General features: G+C 64.6%; 13 protein-coding genes. 6 read left to right on the forward strand and 7 right to left on the reverse strand.

Annotated features, from left to right (window positions below):
• Positions 1-13: 13 nt before the first annotated feature.
• Positions 14-2,521, forward strand: a complete 2,508-nt coding sequence (locus tag PMN64_RS26740; RefSeq protein ID WP_411782787.1) for an arylsulfatase — start codon at positions 14-16, stop codon at positions 2,519-2,521.
• A gap of 215 nt (positions 2,522-2,736) precedes the next feature.
• On the opposite strand, the gene PMN64_RS26745 is transcribed toward PMN64_RS26740, so the two are convergent.
• The gene (locus tag PMN64_RS26745) at positions 2,737-3,000 is read right to left on the reverse strand and encodes a GlsB/YeaQ/YmgE family stress response membrane protein (RefSeq protein WP_028342203.1); all 264 of its coding nucleotides are present in this window, start codon (positions 2,998-3,000) and stop codon (positions 2,737-2,739) included.
• Positions 3,001-3,185: 185 nt separating this feature from the next.
• Here PMN64_RS26745 and PMN64_RS26750 point away from each other — a divergent pair, with 185 nt between their 5' ends.
• Entirely contained in the window at positions 3,186-4,091 is a 906-nt protein-coding gene (locus tag PMN64_RS26750; RefSeq protein ID WP_411782788.1) for a transglutaminase family protein, read from the forward strand.
• 62 nt (positions 4,092-4,153) lie between these two features.
• Here PMN64_RS26750 and PMN64_RS26755 read toward each other — a convergent pair whose 3' ends face one another.
• Positions 4,154-4,870, reverse strand: a complete 717-nt coding sequence (locus tag PMN64_RS26755) for an alpha/beta fold hydrolase (RefSeq protein WP_411782790.1) — start codon at positions 4,868-4,870, stop codon at positions 4,154-4,156.
• Between the two features lie 105 nt (positions 4,871-4,975).
• Here PMN64_RS26755 and PMN64_RS26760 point away from each other — a divergent pair, with 105 nt between their 5' ends.
• Positions 4,976-5,719 carry a sulfite exporter TauE/SafE family protein gene (locus PMN64_RS26760; RefSeq protein WP_411782791.1) on the forward strand — a complete coding sequence of 248 codons (744 nt, stop codon included), beginning with the start codon at positions 4,976-4,978 and terminating at the stop codon, positions 5,717-5,719.
• Between the two features lie 66 nt (positions 5,720-5,785).
• On the opposite strand, the gene PMN64_RS26765 is transcribed toward PMN64_RS26760, so the two are convergent.
• From PMN64_RS26765 to PMN64_RS26780, 4 genes are all read right to left on the reverse strand, one after another.
• Entirely contained in the window at positions 5,786-7,585 is a 1,800-nt protein-coding gene (locus PMN64_RS26765) for an ABC transporter ATP-binding protein (protein ID WP_411782792.1), read from the reverse strand.
• A gap of 521 nt (positions 7,586-8,106) precedes the next feature.
• Positions 8,107-8,640 carry an REP-associated tyrosine transposase gene (locus PMN64_RS26770; RefSeq protein ID WP_411782793.1) on the reverse strand — a complete coding sequence of 178 codons (534 nt, stop codon included), beginning with the start codon at positions 8,638-8,640 and terminating at the stop codon, positions 8,107-8,109.
• A gap of 740 nt (positions 8,641-9,380) precedes the next feature.
• Complete coding sequence (locus PMN64_RS26775) at positions 9,381-10,970, reverse strand: DHA2 family efflux MFS transporter permease subunit (protein ID WP_028342207.1); 1,590 nt, start codon at positions 10,968-10,970, stop codon at positions 9,381-9,383.
• Positions 10,971-11,183: 213 nt separating this feature from the next.
• Complete coding sequence (locus PMN64_RS26780; protein WP_411782794.1) at positions 11,184-12,470, reverse strand: HlyD family secretion protein; 1,287 nt, start codon at positions 12,468-12,470, stop codon at positions 11,184-11,186.
• Positions 12,471-12,657: 187 nt separating this feature from the next.
• On the opposite strand from PMN64_RS26780, the gene PMN64_RS26785 reads away from it, so the two are divergent.
• The 3 genes from PMN64_RS26785 (at position 12,658) to PMN64_RS26795 (ending at position 15,491) form a co-directional block, all read left to right on the forward strand.
• Positions 12,658-13,302, forward strand: a complete 645-nt coding sequence (locus tag PMN64_RS26785; protein ID WP_028342209.1) for a TetR/AcrR family transcriptional regulator — start codon at positions 12,658-12,660, stop codon at positions 13,300-13,302.
• A 138-nt stretch (positions 13,303-13,440) separates the two neighbouring features.
• Entirely contained in the window at positions 13,441-14,511 is a 1,071-nt protein-coding gene (locus PMN64_RS26790; protein WP_411782795.1) for a helix-turn-helix transcriptional regulator, read from the forward strand.
• Between the two features lie 137 nt (positions 14,512-14,648).
• Positions 14,649-15,491, forward strand: a complete 843-nt coding sequence (locus PMN64_RS26795) for a GNAT family N-acetyltransferase (protein WP_411782796.1) — start codon at positions 14,649-14,651, stop codon at positions 15,489-15,491.
• 306 nt (positions 15,492-15,797) lie between these two features.
• On the opposite strand, the gene PMN64_RS26800 is transcribed toward PMN64_RS26795, so the two are convergent.
• A partial coding sequence (locus PMN64_RS26800; protein ID WP_411782797.1) for a flavin-containing monooxygenase occupies positions 15,798-18,456 on the reverse strand: 2,659 nt, incomplete at its 5' end.

Raw genomic sequence — 18,456 nt, forward strand, 5'->3', positions numbered from 1 at the left:
TGGGAGCGTCACCATGCATTGCCCGAAAGCTGTGTCGGCTCTTACCCTTGGATTGCTCATCTCCACTTCGGCGCTAGCCCAGCAAAGCACCGCTGCGCCCGGTTCACCCAGCGCCACGACAGCAATCGACGGAAGGCAGCTTCCGCCACCCGATCCCAAGTTCGGCGGCGTTATCAAGGACGGCGCCCTGCAGTCGAAGCCGTGGTGGCCGTCGCGTGTCGTCCCGCCCAGGGACGCACCGAACGTGCTCCTGATCATCACCGACGACGCCGGTTTCGGCGTGCCGAGCACCTTTGGCGGCGTCATCCCGACGCCGACGATGGACCGCATCGCCAATGAGGGCCTGCGCTACAACCGCGTCTTCTCCACCGCGCTCTGCTCGCCGACCCGCGCGGCTCTGATCACCGGACGCAATCACCATTCCGCCGGCTTCGGCGTAATCTCCGAGCAGTCGACTGGCTTCCCGGGTTACAACAGCATCATTGGCAAGGACAAGGCGACGATCGGACGGATCCTGCTCGACAATGGCTACGGCACGTCCTGGTTCGGCAAGGACCACAACACGCCGGTCTACACGGCGAGCCAGGTCGGCCCGTTCGACCAATGGCCGATCGGCATGGGCTTCGAGTATTTCTATGGCTTCGTCGGAGGCGACGCCAACCAGTGGGAGCCGAATCTCTTCCGCAACACGACGCAGATCTATCCGTTCCAGGGCAAGCCGCCCGGCACCTGGAACCTCGTCACCGCGATGGCCGACGACGCCATCGATTGGATGACACGGATGCACCAGACCGATCCGTCGAAGCCGCTCTTCATCAAATATGCGCCGGGCGCGACGCATGCGCCGCATCACCCGACCAAGGAGTGGGTGGACAAGATCAGCGCGATGCACCTGTTCGACGACGGCTACGAGAAGGTGCGCGAGCGCATCCTGGAGAACCAGAAGCGGCTCGGCGTCGTTCCGAAGGACACCAAGCTGGCACCATGGCCCAAGGAGATGCTGAAGCCGTGGGACCAGTTGAGCCCCGTGGAGAAAAAGCTCTTCATCCGCCAGGTCGAGGTCTTTGCCGCCTACGCCGCCTATAGCGACCACGAGATTGGCCGCGTGATCCAGCAATTCCAGGAGCTCGGCCGGCTCGACAACACGCTCGTCATCTACATCAACGGCGATAACGGCACCAGCGCAGAAGGCGGGCCGCTCGGCACGCCAAACGAAGTTGCGTTCTTCAACGGCCTGAACGAGCTGCCGGCAGACGTGCAGATGAAATTCTACGACGTCTGGGGCACCGAACAGACCTACAACCACATGTCGGCTGGCTGGTCATGGGCATTTGATACCCCGTTCGACTGGTTCAAGCAGAACGCCTCGCGGCTCGGCGGCATCAATCAGAACATGGTGGTGTCATGGCCGGCCCGCATCAAGGACAAGGGAGCCTTGCGCGAGCAGTTCGTGCATGTGATCGACGTCGTCCCCACGATCCTGGAGGCGGCGGGCATCCGTGCGCCCGAAGTCGTCGACGGCATCAAGCAGGCGCCGATCGAAGGCACGAGCTTCGCCTACACCTTCGACGCGGCGAACGCGAAGACCTCCTCGCGTCACAAGACCCAGTACTTCGAGATGTTCGGCCAATGGGCGCTCTATGACGACGGCTGGATGCTGTCCACCAAGGTCAACCGTGCGCCGTGGGAGGCGTTCGGCCCGGCCAACCCGGACCCGCTCAACAATCAGGTCTTCCAGCTCTATAACCTGAACAACGATTTCAGCCAGACCGAGGACATCGCGGCGCAGAACCCGCAGAAGGTCAAGGCGATGCGGCAGAAATTCGTTTCCGAAGCCAGGAAGTACCAAGTCTTCCCGCTTGATGCTTCCGTCGCGGCCCGCATCGTGGCACCGCGCCCGAACATCACCGCCGGCCGCAAGGAGTTCGTCTACACGCGGCCGATGACGGGATTGCCGCAGGGGGATTCGCCGGCGCTGCTCAATACCTCCTACACGATCACCGCGGACATTGTTGTGCCGCAGGGCGGCGCCGAAGGCATGATCTTGACTTCGGGAGGCCGCTTCGCCGGCTATGGCTTCTACCTGCTGCAGGGCAAACCGGTCTTCCTCTGGAACATGGTCGATCTCGAGCGCATCAGGTGGGTGGGCCCTGATGCGCTGTCGCCGGGCCGGCACACGGTTGAGTTCGATTTCAGATACGACGGCATTGGTGCCGGCACGCTCGCGTACAACGATTTCAGCGGCCTCGCTCAGCCCGGCACCGGCACGCTGAAGGTCGACGGCACGACGGTTGCCAGCCAGAAGATGGAGAAGACGCTGCCGATGATCCTCCAGTGGGACGAGAGCTTCGACATCGGCTCCGACACGCTCACGGGCGTGAACGATGCAGACTATAAGCCTCCATTCCCATTGACGGCCAAGCTCAACAAACTCACGATCAAGGTCGATCGTCCGCAACTCACGCCCGCGGACATCAAGAAACTGCAGGCGACGATGCAGGAAAAGGCCAGCGCCGACTGATCGCACGGCATGCGTGCGGGCCGCGCCACATGGCGGAGAGCCCGCACCTGCGATCCGTGGCGCGGCTGCGGATCTGACCGAACGAGAAGTCGCCTCCCATCATCAACGGTCGCTGAACAGCGCCGCCGGTGCGGAAGGCTTCGCCAATTCGCTCATCACAAAACGATCGGGTGCATTTGCGCAATCGCGCTCGCCGTCGGCAACGCTGGTCGCAATCAAGCACGCCCTTCGCGGCCAGTGAAAAGCCCGTACGCAAAAAGCAGGATGACTGCGCCGACGACACTGCCGATGAAGCCTGCACCCTCCCCGAACCGATACCATCCCACCGCTTGACCGAGATAGGTCGCGACGAACGCGCCGACGATTCCCAAGACCGTGGTCAGAATGAATCCGGTGGGCTCGGATTTGTTGCCGGGCATAATGAACTTCGCGACTACTCCTACGATAAATCCAATGATGATCGTCCAGAGGATGCCCATTTCCATCGCTCCATTCGGTTAATTCGCGCATCCACGCCCAAAACGAACCCGCGACCATTGAGATAGATCAACGTTCTCCCGGCCCAACCCATTGTATCCGGCAGCGGAGGCGGACTTGACATGACTTGATATGACTTGGCATGGCGCGGCCGCCGTGCTGCACACGTCGCTAAGCGGACCAGGGCATGGCGATCATTGGCGAAATCACGCACACCACGACCTATCGCTATTCAAAGCCGGTCACGTTCGGTACGCACCGGGCGATGTTTCTGCCGCGGCGTGGCGCCTCGACCCGCCTGCTCAGCTGGTCCTCACGCACGAGCGTGCCGTCGAAGGTGCATTGGGTTACCGACTCCCGCTCCAATGCCGTCACGGTGATTGAATTCAACGCACCGGGCAGCGAGCTGACATTCACGTTCAAGGTTCGCGGCATCTATTTCGGCATCAAGGGGATCGAGGCGTTTCCGCTGGAGTCCCGGGCTGACGAAGTCCCCGTGCAGTATACCCCGGACGAATGGACCGACCTTTCCGGTTACCTGCGTCCGCACACCGAAGATCCGGACGGCAGCCTTGCGGCGTGGACCAAAAGCTTCGTTGCCGGCGATCAGGATCGCACCATCGACGTGCTGCACCGGATGCTGGAGACGTTTCGCAGCGGGTTCAGCTATCGCGGGAGAGATGCGGAAGGCACCCAATCTCCGAACGAGACGCTGCGCACCAAATCGGGCACCTGCCGGGACTTTGCCTGGCTGATGATCGAGACGCTGCGCCGGCTCGGCTTCGCATCCCGCTTCGTCAGCGGCTATCTGTACGACGCGGCGCTCGATGGCGGCGACGTGGGGATGACCGGCTCCGGCGCGACGCACGCATGGGTGCAGGTGTTCCTTCCCGGCGCCGGCTGGCTCGATTATGACCCGACCAACTGCCTCAGCAGCGGCTTTGACCTCATCCCGGTGGCCATTGCGCGGCATCCGGGCCAGGCTGTTCCGCTGGCCGGCTCGTGGTTCGGCGATCCCGCCGATTACCTCGGCATGTCGATCAATGTCGCAGTCCACAAGATCGGCGAAGTGCGCGATCCTTCGGAAGGATAGCTGGAAATCGCCGCGTTACCCGCGACGCCTCGATGCTGCGCGTTGTACGGTACGACGGCTCATCACGAGACGATCTCCTGCAACATCGCCATCAGCGCCTCCGGCGCGGTGACGTTGGGCGAATGGCTGGCGTCGATCTCGAAATAGCGCCAGCCGGCTTCGTTCTTGATGCGGCTGGCGAACTGGCGGAACGTGTCGGCCTGCGTGGCGCGGGTGGCGTAGATGTAGCTGCGCGGCAGGTTCGTCTCGCCGTGCTTCAATCTCAATTTCTGCTCGAAGCATTTGATCGGCATGTCGACGCGCCGCGCGCTCAGCCATGCGACGTCTGCGGGAGACGTGTCCGGCGGCACCGGCATCGGCGGAATACGCCAGCCGTCGCCGTCGCTCGCGAGTTCACGCATGGTCTCGATGGCCGATTCGTTGAGATCGAACAGCGATTGGCCGTCACGCGGCACGAAGGCGTCGAGATAGATCATCTGCGCGATGCGCTCGCGCACCCGGTCGGCGACGCCGGTCGCGACCATGCCGCCATAGGAGTGCCCGATCAGCACGATGTCGTGCAGGTCTTCGTAACTGATGACGCTGAGCACATCCTGGATATGCGCTTCGAGGTCGAGTCCCTGATGCGCAAGGTGCGCGCGCTCACCGAGCCCGGTGTAGCTCGGCGTGACCAGCCGATGCCCGGTGGCCTGCATCAGGGGATGCATCTTCTTCCATGCCCAGCCTGCCGACCAGGCGCCGTGACAGACCAGAAAGGTTTTTTGCGAGTTCGCAGTCATGGGATGCTTCCGTTCCGATTATCGTTGATGAGCCGTGATTTTGAAGTGTACCGACAGCTTGCGTCGTGTAAACGTCCCGGCAACGATCATAAGAACGAGATGAGGATGACTCCGGCAAGCTATGCGATCCTGTTCTTCGGCGCGCTTGCCGGCGGTTTCGTCTCCGGCCTTGCCGGCTTCGGCACGGCGCTGATGGCGCTCGGCATCTGGCTCTATGTGCTGCCGCCGACACTCGCGGTGCCGCTGGTGCTGGTCTGCTCGGTCATCGCGCAGCTCTCGACGCTGCCGTCGATCTGGAAGAGCATCGATTTCCGCCTGGTCTGGCCGTTCGTCATCGCAGGCCTCGCGGGCGTGCCGATCGGCATCCTGCTGATCGCGCAGGCAGACCCCGAGGTCTTCAAGCTGACGATCGGCGTCTTCCTGCTGGTGTTTCCGACCGCGCTGTTCCTGCAACGCAAGCCGATGTCGATCGCCTTCGGCGGCAAATGGGCCGACGGCGCGATCGGCTTTGCCGGCGGCATCCTCGGCGGCCTCGCGGGACTGTCCGGCCCGCTGCCGATCCTGTGGGCCAGCGTGCGCGGCTGGGGCAAGCAGCAGCGCCGCGGCGTGTTCCAGATCTTCAACTTCACGATCCTGGCGGCCGCGCTTTGCGTGCAGATCGCAAGCGGCTTTGTGAAGCCCGAGCTGATCTGGCTGGTGGCGTGCGCGTTTCCGGGGACGCTGCTCGGCGCCTGGCTCGGCGCGCGGCTCTATCACGCGCTCAGCGACCGCAATTTCTCCGACGTCGTGCTGCTGCTGCTGTTCCTGTCCGGCGTCGCGCTGGTGTGGAACGGACTGGCGCAGAAATAGCGCGGGCGATGCGAGAGCGTCGGTTCTGATCCAATCAGAACCGACGCTCCAGCCACGCGTCATCGCTCACTCAGCCGCGGCCTGGCCGAACTCGGTCGCCTGGCGCTCGAACAGGCCGCGATAGATGCCGCCGGGACGCGCGGCCAGCACCTCGTGCGTGCCCTGCTCGACGATCTCGCCGCGGTCGAACACCAGGATGCGATCCATGCTGCGCACCGTTGAGAGACGGTGCGCGATCACGATCGAGGTCCGCCCCTTCATCAGCCGTTCCATCGCCTGCTGGATCAGCGCCTCGGATTCCGAATCGAGGCTCGAGGTCGCCTCGTCCAGGATCAGGATCGGCGCATCCGCCAGGAAGGCGCGCGCCAGCGCCACGCGCTGCCGCTCGCCGCCCGACAGCTTGACGCCGCGCTCGCCCACCAGCGTGCCGTAGCCCTTCGGCAGCCGCATGATGAAGTCGTGCGCATTGGCAAGCCGCGCCGCCTGCTCGATCGCCTCCATGCCGGCGCCCGGCCGGCCATAGGCGATGTTCTCCGCCAGCGTGCGGTGGAACAGGATCGGCTCCTGCTGCACGATCGCGATCTGGCTGCGCAGCGATTGCTGCGTCGCCCTGGCGATGTCCTGACCGTCGATCAGGATCCGGCCGCCGGAGACGTCGTAGAGCCGCTGCACCAGCTTGACGAAGGTCGTCTTGCCGGAGCCGGAGCGCCCGACCAGGCCGACCCGCTCGCCGGCATCGATGTCGACCGACAGCCCGTCATAGAGCGGCCGGCGATGGCCGCCATAGTGGAACGTGACGTCGTCGAACACGATGCGGCCGCCCTGGATGTCGATCGTCCCAGCGTCATCGGCATCGACAATGCCGAGCGGCTCGCCATGGATCTGCACCAGTTCCTCCATGTCGTTCACCGAACGCTGCAGGTTGTTGATGTGCATGCCGACATCCCGCAGATAGGCGTGGATGATGTAGTAGCTGGTCAGCACATAGGTGACGTCGCCCGGCGTGGCGCGGCCCTGCGCCCACAGCAGGATCGCACCGCCGATCACCGAGGCGCGGAAGCACAGCAGCACCACGAGTTGCGCCGTCGAGGTGTGGTTGTAGCGGAACCAGGTCCGCCGCACCCGCCGGCGCCAGCGGCTGATGACGCCATCGAGCCTGATGTCCTCGCGCGTCTCCGCGCCGAACGACTTCACCACCGCGTTGCAGGTCAAGGCGTCGGCCAGCGTGCCGCCGACCTTGGTGTCCCACGCATTGGAAACGCGCGCGGCAGGCGCCACATAGCGCACCTGGAACACCATGGTCATCGCGACATAGATCACCGAGCCGACCGCGATCACCGCGCCGAGCTGCGGCCAATGCACGCCGAGCAGGATCATCGAGCCGACCAGCACCACGGCCGACGGCAGCAGCGCCATCAGGATGGTGTCGTTGAGCAAATCGAGCGCCCACATGCCGCGCGTGATCTTGCGCACGGTGGAGCCGGCGAACGAATTGGCGTGCCAGTCGGTGGAGAAGCGCTGCACCCGCATGAAGGCCTGCTGCCCGACATCGGACATCGTCTTCAGCGTGAACGGCACGATGGTCTGGATACCGACCAGCCGCAGCACCAGCGACAGCGCGCCGAGGCCGACGATGGCGCCGAACGCCAGCATCGCCGCATGGCGCGCGGCGGCATCGGTGGCGCCCGCGGTCAGCGCGTCGACCAGATGGCCGGAAAACACCGGCATGAACAGGTCGGCCGCGGTTGCGCCGAGGAATCCCGCCGTCACCGCGGAGGCACGGAGCGGCTGTTCCAGCCAATGGCGGAAGACAAAGGGAAGCACGATCCGGATCGCAGCCGGCCGCTTGGTCGTCAGAGAGGTCATGGCACATTCCGGCCACGCTTTTGCAGCGCGTGCCGGCTCCATCTGAGGCGACGTGCGGGCGGAATCCGACCGCGAGCGCCGCTGGAAATTGTCGATAAATCGTTGGGAAGTTTTGCTGATCGGGGATCAGGCCCGATCAGCGCCGGGAGCTAACGCGTAAAGGCGTCCAGCACCGTCGAACGCGGGCGCGCGATCTGCGAAATAAGCGACTTCATGCGCATCTCCCCGGTTCGAGTAAGGAAGCGCTGCTTATAAATGCATCACGCGCGATTGGCAAGGTAACATCGGCGTGAGTGCGTCAATGTGTCGGCGATATAAGCTATTCACGCGACCGGGCGCAGCCCGCGCGCGAATCCGATGCGCTCAGCCCGCGACAGCGGCACACTTTCGTAGCCCGGATGAGCGAAGCGATATCCGGGGGCGTCGGTCATCGCTCGATGCGATCATCGGATCAGGTCGGCCACCGTCCCCGCATGTCGCTCCGCTCATGCGGGCTACGAATAACGATCCACCAACTCTCCTCACTCACGACGTTCTCCAAAACTTCCGCCTTCTCCCGCATCGCCCGCCCAGTCGAATGGCAACACGCCCTCCCTCACATAACGATGAAACGAGGAATGCGGCCAATGGCACACGCGCCGGACCAAGCCATGTTTGACGGGGTTGAAATGGATGTAATCGACGTGACGCGCGAAGTCATCTTCATCGCGGATTGTGTGCTCCCAAAACCGCCGCTGCCAAAGCGCCAGATCGCCATTCGATCGACGCTTCAGCTCTATCGAGGCAGCAAGCAACCGGCTGCTGAAGTGTCCTTTAATCCGACGCCAGCGACCTGCGAAATCGGAATCGCCTTGCGGCAGTGTAAGGATCGCGTGGAGGTGATCGGGGAGCACCACCACTGCATCGACTGAGAACGGACGTTCGCGACGAGCGGTACCGAACGCATCCCGCAGCGCCGCGATATAATCCACGAGCAGGCTGGATCGCCGGTCATCGAGTGTGACCGTAAAGAAGAACGTACCGCCCGGGATGAAGTTGCGTCGGTATCTGACCATGCCCCAGCTCCCGCAGCATTCCCGCATATCGCTTCGCTCATGCGGGCTACGATGCCAGAATATTGCTGATTAGCAGCCGCTTGCGTCAATACAGATCAGCGCTTGGGATCTCGAAGCTTCGTAGCCCGGATGAGCGAAGCGATATCCGGGGCCGCGTCACGTTCGGTGATGAACTGCTGAGATCGGTCCCGCATGTCGCTTCGCTCATGCGGGCTACGATGCCAGAATATTGCAGATTGACAGACGCTTGCGTCAATACAGATCGGCGCCTGGGATCTCGAAGCTTCGTAGGCCGGATGAGCGAAGCGATATCCGGGGACGCCAGTCATCGCTCAGTGATGAACTGCTGAGATCGGTCCCGCATGTCGCTTCGCTCATGCGGGCTACGATGTCAGAATATTGCAGATTAGCAGACGCTCGCGTCAATACAGATCAGCGGCTGGGATCTCGAAGCTTCGTAGCCCGGATGAGCGAAGCGATATCCGGGGCTGCGTCACGTTCAGTGATGAACTGCTGAGATCGGCCCCGCATGTCGCTTCGCTCATGCGGGCTACGATGTCAGAATATTGCAGACGAGCAGACGCCTGCGTCAATACAGATTAGCGCCTGGGATCTCGAAGCTTCGTAGCCCGGATGAGCGAAGCGATATCCGGGGCCGCGTCACGTTTGGTGATGAACTGCTGAGATCGGTCCCGCATGTCGCTTCGCTCATGCGGGCTACGAAGAACAAATGACACCACCTAATGCGCGTCGCCGCCGCTCGCGGTCATCGACGGCGGCTTGTTGACGAACAGCACCAGAAGGCTGAGCGCGACATAGAACAGCGACAGCATGAAGAAGGCGTCGCCATAGCCCATCACCGCGGCCTGGCGGTGCACGATCTGCGAGAGCTGCTTCATCGCCATGATGGCGGAATCGCCCATGCCCTGCATGCGCTGGGTGAACATGTTGAGGGTCTCGACCGCGGTGGTGTTACCCCAGGTCACGCGGTCATGCAGCCGCGAGATGTGCAGATCGGTGCGGTCGTTGAGCACCTGGTTGATGACGGCGAGCCCCACCGCGCCGCCGAGGTTGCGCATCAGGTTGAACAGGCCGGAGGCGTTCTTGACGCGGTCCTGCGGCAATGTCGCGAGCGCGATGTTGTTGGTCGGCACCATCGCGCACATCATGCCGATGCCGCGCAGGATCTGCGGCAGCAGCAGCTCGTAGAAATCATAGTCGCGGGTGATCCAGGTCATCTGCCAGGAGCCGAGCGCGAAGGTCACGAGACCGAAGGCGATGATATAGCGCAAATCGACCTTCTGCATCAGCCGCCCGACCACGGGAGCCATGAAGAACATGGTGACGCCGGAGACGAACATGGTCTCGCCGATCATCAGCGCGCTGTAGCCGCGGATCTCGGCGAGATAGCGCGGATAGACGTAAGTCAGGCCGTAGAGCCCGATGCCGATGCAGAACTGCAGCACGCAGCCGACCGCGAAGTTGCGGTTGGAGAACGCGTAGAGATCGACGATCGGCTCCTCCGCGGTCAAGACGCGCCAGAAGAACGCGACCGCCGAGACGAAGCCGATCGCGGCGCAGACCGCGACCGAGGTGTCCTGCAGCCACTCATATTGCGGACCTTCCTCCAGCACATATTCGAGCGAGCCGAGGAAGCCGGCCATGAAGATCAGGCCCCACCAGTCGAAGCGCTCGAGCAGCGCGAAGTTCGGCTGATCGAAATCGACCAGTGCCAGCACGCCTGCCGTGATGATGACGCCAGGCACGATGTTGATGAAGAACAGCCAGTGCCACGACATCAGATCGGTGATGTAGCCGCCGACCGTCGGTCCAACCGTCGGCGCCAGCGTCGCGACGAGGCCGATGATCGGCGCCACGATGTGGAATTTGGTGCGCGGGAAGATCGTGTAGGCCGAGGCGAACACCGTCGGGATCATGCCGGCGCCGAGAAAGCCCTGCAGCGCGCGCCACAGGATCATCTGCTCGATCGAGGAGGCGAAGCCGCACAGCAGGCTCGAGGCGGTGAAGCCGAACGCCGAGATCGCAAACAACAGCCTTGTGCCGAGCGCGCGCGACAGGAATCCGGACAAGGGAATCGCGATCACTTCGGCGATCAGATAGGCGGTCTGCACCCACGACACTTCGGTCGAAGAGGCCGACAGGCCGGCCTGGATCTCGGACAGCGAGGCCGAGACGATCTGGATGTCCAGGATCGACATGAACATGCCGAACACCATGATGATGAAGGCAACCACCCGTTTCGGCTGGAGGCGCTCGGACTCCGAGGCGCCGGTCATCATCGAGGGCGAAGCAGTGGTCGTATCAGCCATGGGCTATGAGCTCGCTGCTTCCTAACACCTCTCCCCGTTGGGGAGAGGTCGCGCCGAAGGCGCGGTTGAGGGCCGCAGGTCCCACGAGAGGCCGGAACCCCTCACCCGGATTGCATCTGGCGATGCAATCCGACCTCTCCCACAAGGGGAGAGGTGGACAGTTGATGTGGCAATTCTCCGGTCAGACGTCATATGCCGCCTGCTCTCAAGACATCACTGCGGATGGATCATCATCGGCGCGTCGAGATCGGTTTCGGCGTCGGCATCGGCGGCGCCCTCCCTCGTGTCGACCGTGGTGTAGACCGACATGCCGGCGCGCAACAGGCCCTGCCTGGCGACGCTGGCCGGCACACGGATGCGGACCGGCAGGCGCTGCACGATCTTGGTGAAGTTGCCGGTGGCGTTGTCGGGCGGCAGCAGCGTGAACACCGAGCCCGCCGCCGGCGAAATGCTGTCGACGAGGCCGGTGAACTTGCGGAAGCCGTAGGCGTCGACCTTGATCGTCACGCGCTGTCCGGTGCGGATGCGCTTGAGCTGGGTCTCTTTATAGTTGGCGTCGATGAAGACGCCTTCGAGCGGCACCACGTTGCCGAGCCGCTGGCCGACATTGATATAGTCGCCGGTGTTGACCAGGCGGTTGGAGAAGGTGCCGTCGACCGGCGCACGGACATTGGTGAATTCGAGATCGCGCTCGGCCTTGGCGAGCTGGGTCTGCAATTCGGCGAGCTGGGCGCGGGCCTCGGCCTGCTGCGCCTTGGTCACCTCGACATTGTCCTTGGCAGCATCATAGGCCGCCTGCGCTGATCGCACGCTGGCCGCGCCCTGGTCGCGGCCGGCCTCCGAGACTTCGAAGGTGGCGCGCGAGGCAAAACCCTTGGTGCTGAGCGCCTGCTGGCGATCGAAATCGAGATCGGCGCGCTTCAGGCCGGCTTGCGCCGACACGAGTTGCGCCTGCGCCTGCTCGACCGAACTCACCGCCGCCGCAACCTGGCGGCCGATGCGCTCGATCGTCGCCTGCTGGGTCGCGATCCGGGTACGCGCGGCGTCGACCGCGATACGGTAGTCGCCGTCATCGATCCGGAAGATCACGTCGCCCGCGCGCACCAGCGCGTTGTCGCCGGGCAGGATCGCCGCAATATGGCCCGCGACGCGCGCGCCGAGCATCGAGTTGTTGGCGCGGACATAGGCATCGTCGGTCGAGACGTAGAAGCGCCCGACCATCAGGTAATAGGCGGCATAGCTTGCTGCGGCGAGCGCGAGCAGGCCGACCACGCCCATCATCACGAATTTGCGCTTGCCGGATTTCGGCGCCGGCGCCGCAGCGGGCGAAGCCGCCGGCTGCTCGGGCGCAGAAGCGGGCGGCGCCTCAGCGGGGCGCTTGGCTTCATCGGCCCGGCCCTGCTCGCCGAGATCGGCGGATGCGTCGCGCGCGATCGCGTCCTCGGCCATCTCAGGCTCGGAACGAACAATGCGTGCAGCCTGATCCCGTGCTGCGGCCATAGCCGAGGCTCCTCACAAAAATCTTGACGCGCGCGATGGCGGAATAAGGGCCGTGCGGCGCATCGTCACTCCTGAGATACCATTGACCGAACGGTTCGGTCAATCTATATTCCGCCGGTTAGATTATAAAGCTTCGATTCTTCCCTTTCCTACTCTGGGTTGAGTTCTTTCCCGAGAAGCTAAATCAATGGTTGCAGCGCCCCGAACCTCCCTCCAGTCCGTCGGCGAGGAGGAATCGTCGAAACGCCGCCAGATCCTGGACGGCGCCCGCAAGGTGTTCCTGGAGCTCGGCTTTGACGGCGCGAGCATGGGCGAGATCGCGCGCGCCGCCGGCGTCTCCAAAGGCACGCTTTACGTCTATTTTCCCGACAAGGCCGGGCTGTTCGCGGCGATCGTCGAGGAGGAAAAGCTCGAGCAGGGCAAGGTCGTCTTCAATTTCGATCCGGCGCGCGACGTCGACACCACCCTCCCCGAATTCGGCCGCGCCTATGTCGCGGTGTTGTGCCGGCCCGGCGGCGGCTCGGCGATCCGCACCGTGATGGCGATCGCCGAGCGGATGCCGGAACTCGGCAGCCGGTTCTACACCCACGTCATCGCCCACACCGTCGACCGCTTCGCCGCCTATCTCGAGGCGCGCGCCGCGCTCGGCGAGCTCGTGATCGACGACTACCAGCTCGCGGCCTGGCAGTTCATGCAGATGTGCCAGGCGACGCTGTTTCAGGCGTTCATCTTCCAGGCCAGGCCGTCGCCCTCACCGGAACGGATCGCAACCGTCGTCGACAGCGCGACGCGCGTGTTCTTCGCGGCGTACCGGCCGAAGCAGGCGGATTGATCCCCGGCCGTCGCAAGACAGGCGAGTGATGATCCAATCCGACTATTTCTTTTGGAAGGACCGCAACTTGGCGCTTGTCGCGCGACGCCACCTCGCGCGACAATTCCCTGCATGAACGGGGATATCGACCCAGATCAAATGTCCAGCGTGATGGCGCGGCTGGGGGACGCGGTGGTCGACCCGACGGCGTGGACCGACATCATGACGTCGATCTGCGAAGCGGTGGGCGCAACCGGCGCCGTGCTGCTGCAAAGCGACGTGCGGACCCCGGACGTGCCGCGCACGGCGTCGACCGAAGCGATGGTGCAGCTCTACTTCGCACACAACTGGCATGAGCAGGACTCTCGCGCTCCAGGCGTTCCGCGAGCAATGGCCGGCGAAGTGATCACCGATCAGGACTTGCTGACGCCCGAGCAGATCCGGTCGGATCCGATGTACAATGAGGTGCTGTATCCGTTCGGCTTCAAATGGTTCGCCGGCATCGGCTTCTGGGCCGACAGCGCACCGTGGGTGCTGACGTTGCAGCGCACCGGACAGGAGGGACTTTTCGAGACACGCGAGACGCGGCTGCTGGCGCAGCTGGGGCCGCGCCTGACAGAGACAGCGACACTGTCGACCGTGGTCGGCCGCATCGCGCTCGCCTCCATGACCGGTATCCTCGATCGGGTGCGGCAGCCGGCCGCCGTACTCGACCGCGCCGGCCTCGTGATTGATCACAACGCAGCCGCCGATGCCGGCTTCGATGCGGACATCAGGATCAGGGATCGCCGGCTGATTGTGCGCGACAGAGCGGCACAGGCGCGGTTTGATCAAGTCGTCGATCTGATCCGCGCCGCACCCGAGCGCGCGGCGCTGCCAATCGAGCCAATCCTGATCCGCCGTACGCACAAGGGTCCGGTGGTCTTGCGCGTGTTGCCGGTCGACGGTGCGGCACGCAACGTCTTCCTCGGCGCGCGGGCGATGCTGGTCTTCGTCAATCTGACGCCACGCGCGATGCCCGAGCCCGGCTTGATCGCGCAGGCATTCGACCTCACGCCGGCAGAAGCGCGGCTGGTGGCGCTGCTCGCGGGCGGCCTCTCGATCGCCGACGCGGCCGAACGGCTCGGAATCGTTCGTGACACGGCACGCAACCAGTTGAAGTCGGCCTTCGCCAAAACCGGCACGCACCGCCAGCCCGAACTGGTCAGCCTCGTCCTGCAGATCGCCTGAGCATGGCGCCGCACCGGCGCGGACCTGTTGGCGGCCTCCTCAGCATGACGGACGCAGATTCCTTAGGCCCCAAAGGGATTGCTCTCCCGCCATCGATGTGCACGATCAACAACACCGGCGCGAAGAGATCATCGGCCATGAACGAAATCATCATACGCACGATGCAGCCCGACGAAATCGCGCTGGCGGTGGACTGGGCCGCGGCGGAGGGATGGAATCCCGGTCTCGCCGATGCGCCCTGCTTTGCCACGGAGGATCCGCAAGGATTCTTGATCGGTGAGCTCGACGGCCAGCCGGCCGCGGTGATCTCCTGCGTCAATTACGGCGCGCAATTTTCCTTCCTGGGCTTCTACATCGTGCGCCCGGACCTGCGCGGCCGCGGCCACGGCCTGAAGATCTGGAATGCGGCCATCGCGCACGCGCGCCCGCGCGTGATCGGGCTCGATGGCGTGGTGGCGCAGCAGGCGAACTACCAGAAGTCCGGCTTCGCTCTCGCTTACGCCAATGTGCGCTATGGCGGCACTGTCGCCGCACCGCCGGCACCGAATGCCGGCATCGTCGCGCTGAGCGATGTACCGATGGCGCTGATCGAGGCCGATGACGCCACGGTATTTCCCGCGCCCCGCCCGGCCTTCCTGCGCAGCTGGATCAACACGTCGGGACATGTCGGGCGCGCGCTGATGCGCGACGGCAGGCTGGCCGGCTGGGGCGTGATCCGCCCGTGCCGGACCGGCCGCAAGATCGGTCCGCTGGTGGCCGACGACCGCACCGGTGCCAAGACCATCCTGTCGGCCTTGCTCGCGAGCGCAGGCGGCGGCGAGATCTTCCTCGACGTCCCCGCGATCAACCGTGACGCCGTCGCGCTGGCGCAAGATCTCGGGCTGTCACCGGTGTTCGAGACCGCGCGGATGTATACCGGCGCGATCCCGCCATTGCGGATCGATCGCGTGTTCGGCGTCACGACGTTCGAGCTCGGTTAGCGCAGGATGAAGTCAGGTTGAAAGGTCTCGCAGCAGACTGCTGCACCTCCCCCGCAAGCGCAGGGCTATCGCGTATGGCTATTGGCCATAACAACGTGGAAACGTCGGCTGAGGCGAGCGTGCGCCTGCACGATTTCGGGATATTAGAAATATATCCGTGAGTTGCCCGACGTGTCAAGTGGCTTGGTCGAACGCCTGCCACCGCCGGCTCCTTTGCATGGGGTTGTTTTCGATATTTTCGCAACGCGCCTCCCCCGCAAGTGCCCGCAAGCGGGAGAGGGAGCGCGGCTGCAATTCAAACCCGATCTAGTTCGCCGCCGCGTTGACCTCCGGCGCGGCGACGTTGTCCTGCTCGATCTCCTCGGGCAGGCCGGCGAAGCGCCGCAGCGCCTTCGCCATCTTCACGCGGCCGCTGACGCCGGTGATGATGACGTCGACCATCACGAACGACGAGTGGAAGTGGCCCTGCGCCTTGAGCTGCTCGACCTTGACGCCGGCCTTGGCGAGCGCGTCGCCATAGGCGATGCCCTCGTCGCGCAGCGGGTCGAACTCGCTGGTCGCGATGAATGCCGGCGGCAAGCCTTCGAGCTTGCCGCGCAGCGGCGCGACGCGCGGGTCGGTGCGGTCGGCCGGCGAGCAGTACAGGTCCCAGAACCAGTACATCAGCCCGCGGGTCAGGAAGTAGCCGGTCGCGTTGTCGACATAGGACGGCCGGTCGAATGTGGAATCGGTGACCGGACAGATCAGGAGCTGGCCCGCGATCTCAGGCCCGCCGCGATCGCGCGCGAGCTGGCAGGTGACGGCCGCGATGTTGCCGCCGGCGCTCCAGCCGGCGACCAGCAGCGGCCCTGCCCTGCCGCCAAGCTCGGCGGTATGGGCCGCGATCCAGCGCGCCGCCGCATAGCCGTCCTCGGCCGCGGCCGGGAAGCGATGCTCGGGCGCATGGCGATAGCCGACGCTGACGATGATCATGCCGGTGCGCCTGCACAGGTCGCGGCAGAACGGATCGTCCGACATCTCGTCGCCGAGCACCCAGCCGCCGCCGTGGAAATACACCACGATCGGATGCGGCCCCGGCGTCGCCGGCCGGTAGAGCTTGTACGGCAGCGGACCGTCCGCGCCCTGCAGCATGCCGCTGCCGACCTCGCCGACCGGGCGGCCGGCAGGACGGCCCTTGTTGAACTCGGTGAGGAAGTCGCGCGCGCCCTGCGCCCCCATCGTCTCGAGCGGCGGCAGGTTCATCTCGCCGAGCAGATTCAGCACCAGCCGCACATCCGGCTGCAGGCGCACGATTTCGCCGTCATTGCATTGCTCGGCAACGCCGGGACCTGAGAGCTTGAAGCCGAGCATGCCGCGGCCGACCACCTCGTTGCAGATGCTGCGATACGGGCCGACGCCGCCGGTATAAGGCATCACGCCCTGCGGCTTGCCGGGCACGTTGGCGCCTGTGTACCAGGTGTTGGCGAGCCGATGCAGCGTCAGCGTCGCGCAATCGGCCATGTGGCGTTCCCAGCCGGCCTGCGCGGTGTCGGTTGCTTCCATGGTGGTGAAGCCGCCGTCGCGCAGCGCGGCGATGCGGTCGACCACCCAGTCGACATGCTGCTCGATCGAGACCGCCATGTTCGACAGCACGGACGGGCTGCCGGGACCGGTGATCATGAACAGATTGGGGAAGCCCGCGACGGTGACGCCAAGATAGGTCTGCGGTCCGTGCGCCCAGACATCCGACAGCGACTTGCCGCCGCGGCCGGAGATCGGATGCACCGCCATGATCGCGCCGGTCATCGCGTCGAAGCCGGTGGCGAACACGATGACGTCGACATCGAACTTGCGTCCGTTGGTGGAGATGCCGCTGGCGGTGATCGCCTCGATCGGCTCCTGCCGCAGGTTCACCAGCGTCACGTTCGGGCGGTTGTAGGTCGCGTAGTAGTTGGTATCGAGGCAGGGACGCTTGGCGCCGAACGGATGATCGTGCGGGGCGAGCGCCGCCGCCGTCTCCGGATCCTTGACCACGGCGCCGATCTTCTCGCGGATCAGATCGGCGACCAATCTGTTGCCGTCGACATCGACCGCCTGGTCGGCCCAGAGCTGGGTCAGGATGTGGACGAGGTCGCCCGCCGCCCACGCCTTCTCGAACCGCTCGCGGCGTTCGCCGTCGCTCAGTTGCCAGCTCACCACGGTCTGCTGCGGATAGGGCACGCCGGCCATCGACTGGCGCGCCTGCTCGCGATAGGCGGCGCGGTCGCTCTCGAAATACGTCTTGCGATCCTCCGGCGCCGGGCCGTTGCCCGCAGGCAGCGCGAAGTTCGGGGTGCGCTGGAACACGGTGAGCTGCGCGGCTTGCTCGGCGATCAAAGGAATCGACTGAATGCCCGACGATCCGGTACCGATCACGGCAACGCGCTTGCCCTTGAGATCGACGCCCTGATGCGGCCAGCGGCCGGTGAAATAGATCTCGCCCTTGAAATCCTTGACGCCGTCGATCTCCGGCGGCTTCGGCGACGACAGGCAGCCGGTCGCCATGATGTAGTAGCGGCACGAGACGTTGGCGCCGTTGTTGGTCGAGATCTGCCAGCGCCCGGTCGCATCGTTCCAGGTCGCCTTCGTGACCTTGGTGCCGAACCTGATGTCGCGACGCAGATCGTAGCGGTCGGCGACGAAGCCGAGATAGCGCAGGATTTCCGGCTGGGTGGCGTATTTCTCCGACCAGGTCCAGGCCTGATCGAGCTCGGGATCGAAGGTGTAGCTGTAGTCGATGGTCTGGATGTCGCAGCGCGCGCCGGGATAACGATTCCAGTACCAGGTGCCGCCGACATCGGCGCCCTCTTCGAGCGCGACCGCCGAGAAGCCCGCCTTGCGCAACCGATGCAGCAGGTAAAGTCCGGCGAAGCCGGCGCCGACCACCGCAACGTCGACCTGCTGCGTGGTTCCGCTCTGCGTGGAGTCTGAAGCGCGTGCTGCAACT

The organism is Bradyrhizobium sp. UFLA01-814 (assembly GCF_046718885.1).
Classification (GTDB): Bacteria; Pseudomonadota; Alphaproteobacteria; order Rhizobiales; family Xanthobacteraceae; genus Bradyrhizobium; species Bradyrhizobium elkanii.

What these genes read in the sequence shown, in the direction of transcription:
- PMN64_RS26790 (WP_411782795.1), top strand. Translation starts at nt 13,441, where the DNA reads ATGTCCAGCGTGATGGCGCGGCTGGGGGACGCGGTGGTCGACCCGACG.
- PMN64_RS26745 (WP_028342203.1), bottom strand. Translation starts at nt 3,000, where the DNA reads ATGGGCATCCTCTGGACGATCATCATTGGATTTATCGTAGGAGTAGTC.
- PMN64_RS26750 (WP_411782788.1), top strand. Translation starts at nt 3,186, where the DNA reads ATGGCGATCATTGGCGAAATCACGCACACCACGACCTATCGCTATTCA.
- PMN64_RS26740 (WP_411782787.1), top strand. Translation starts at nt 14, where the DNA reads ATGCATTGCCCGAAAGCTGTGTCGGCTCTTACCCTTGGATTGCTCATC.
- PMN64_RS26785 (WP_028342209.1), top strand. Translation starts at nt 12,658, where the DNA reads ATGGTTGCAGCGCCCCGAACCTCCCTCCAGTCCGTCGGCGAGGAGGAA.
- PMN64_RS26755 (WP_411782790.1), bottom strand. Translation starts at nt 4,870, where the DNA reads ATGACTGCGAACTCGCAAAAAACCTTTCTGGTCTGTCACGGCGCCTGG.
- PMN64_RS26760 (WP_411782791.1), top strand. Translation starts at nt 4,976, where the DNA reads ATGACTCCGGCAAGCTATGCGATCCTGTTCTTCGGCGCGCTTGCCGGC.
- PMN64_RS26780 (WP_411782794.1), bottom strand. Translation starts at nt 12,470, where the DNA reads ATGGCCGCAGCACGGGATCAGGCTGCACGCATTGTTCGTTCCGAGCCT.
- PMN64_RS26775 (WP_028342207.1), bottom strand. Translation starts at nt 10,970, where the DNA reads ATGGCTGATACGACCACTGCTTCGCCCTCGATGATGACCGGCGCCTCG.
- PMN64_RS26795 (WP_411782796.1), top strand. Translation starts at nt 14,649, where the DNA reads ATGAACGAAATCATCATACGCACGATGCAGCCCGACGAAATCGCGCTG.
- PMN64_RS26770 (WP_411782793.1), bottom strand. Translation starts at nt 8,640, where the DNA reads ATGGTCAGATACCGACGCAACTTCATCCCGGGCGGTACGTTCTTCTTT.
- PMN64_RS26765 (WP_411782792.1), bottom strand. Translation starts at nt 7,585, where the DNA reads ATGACCTCTCTGACGACCAAGCGGCCGGCTGCGATCCGGATCGTGCTT.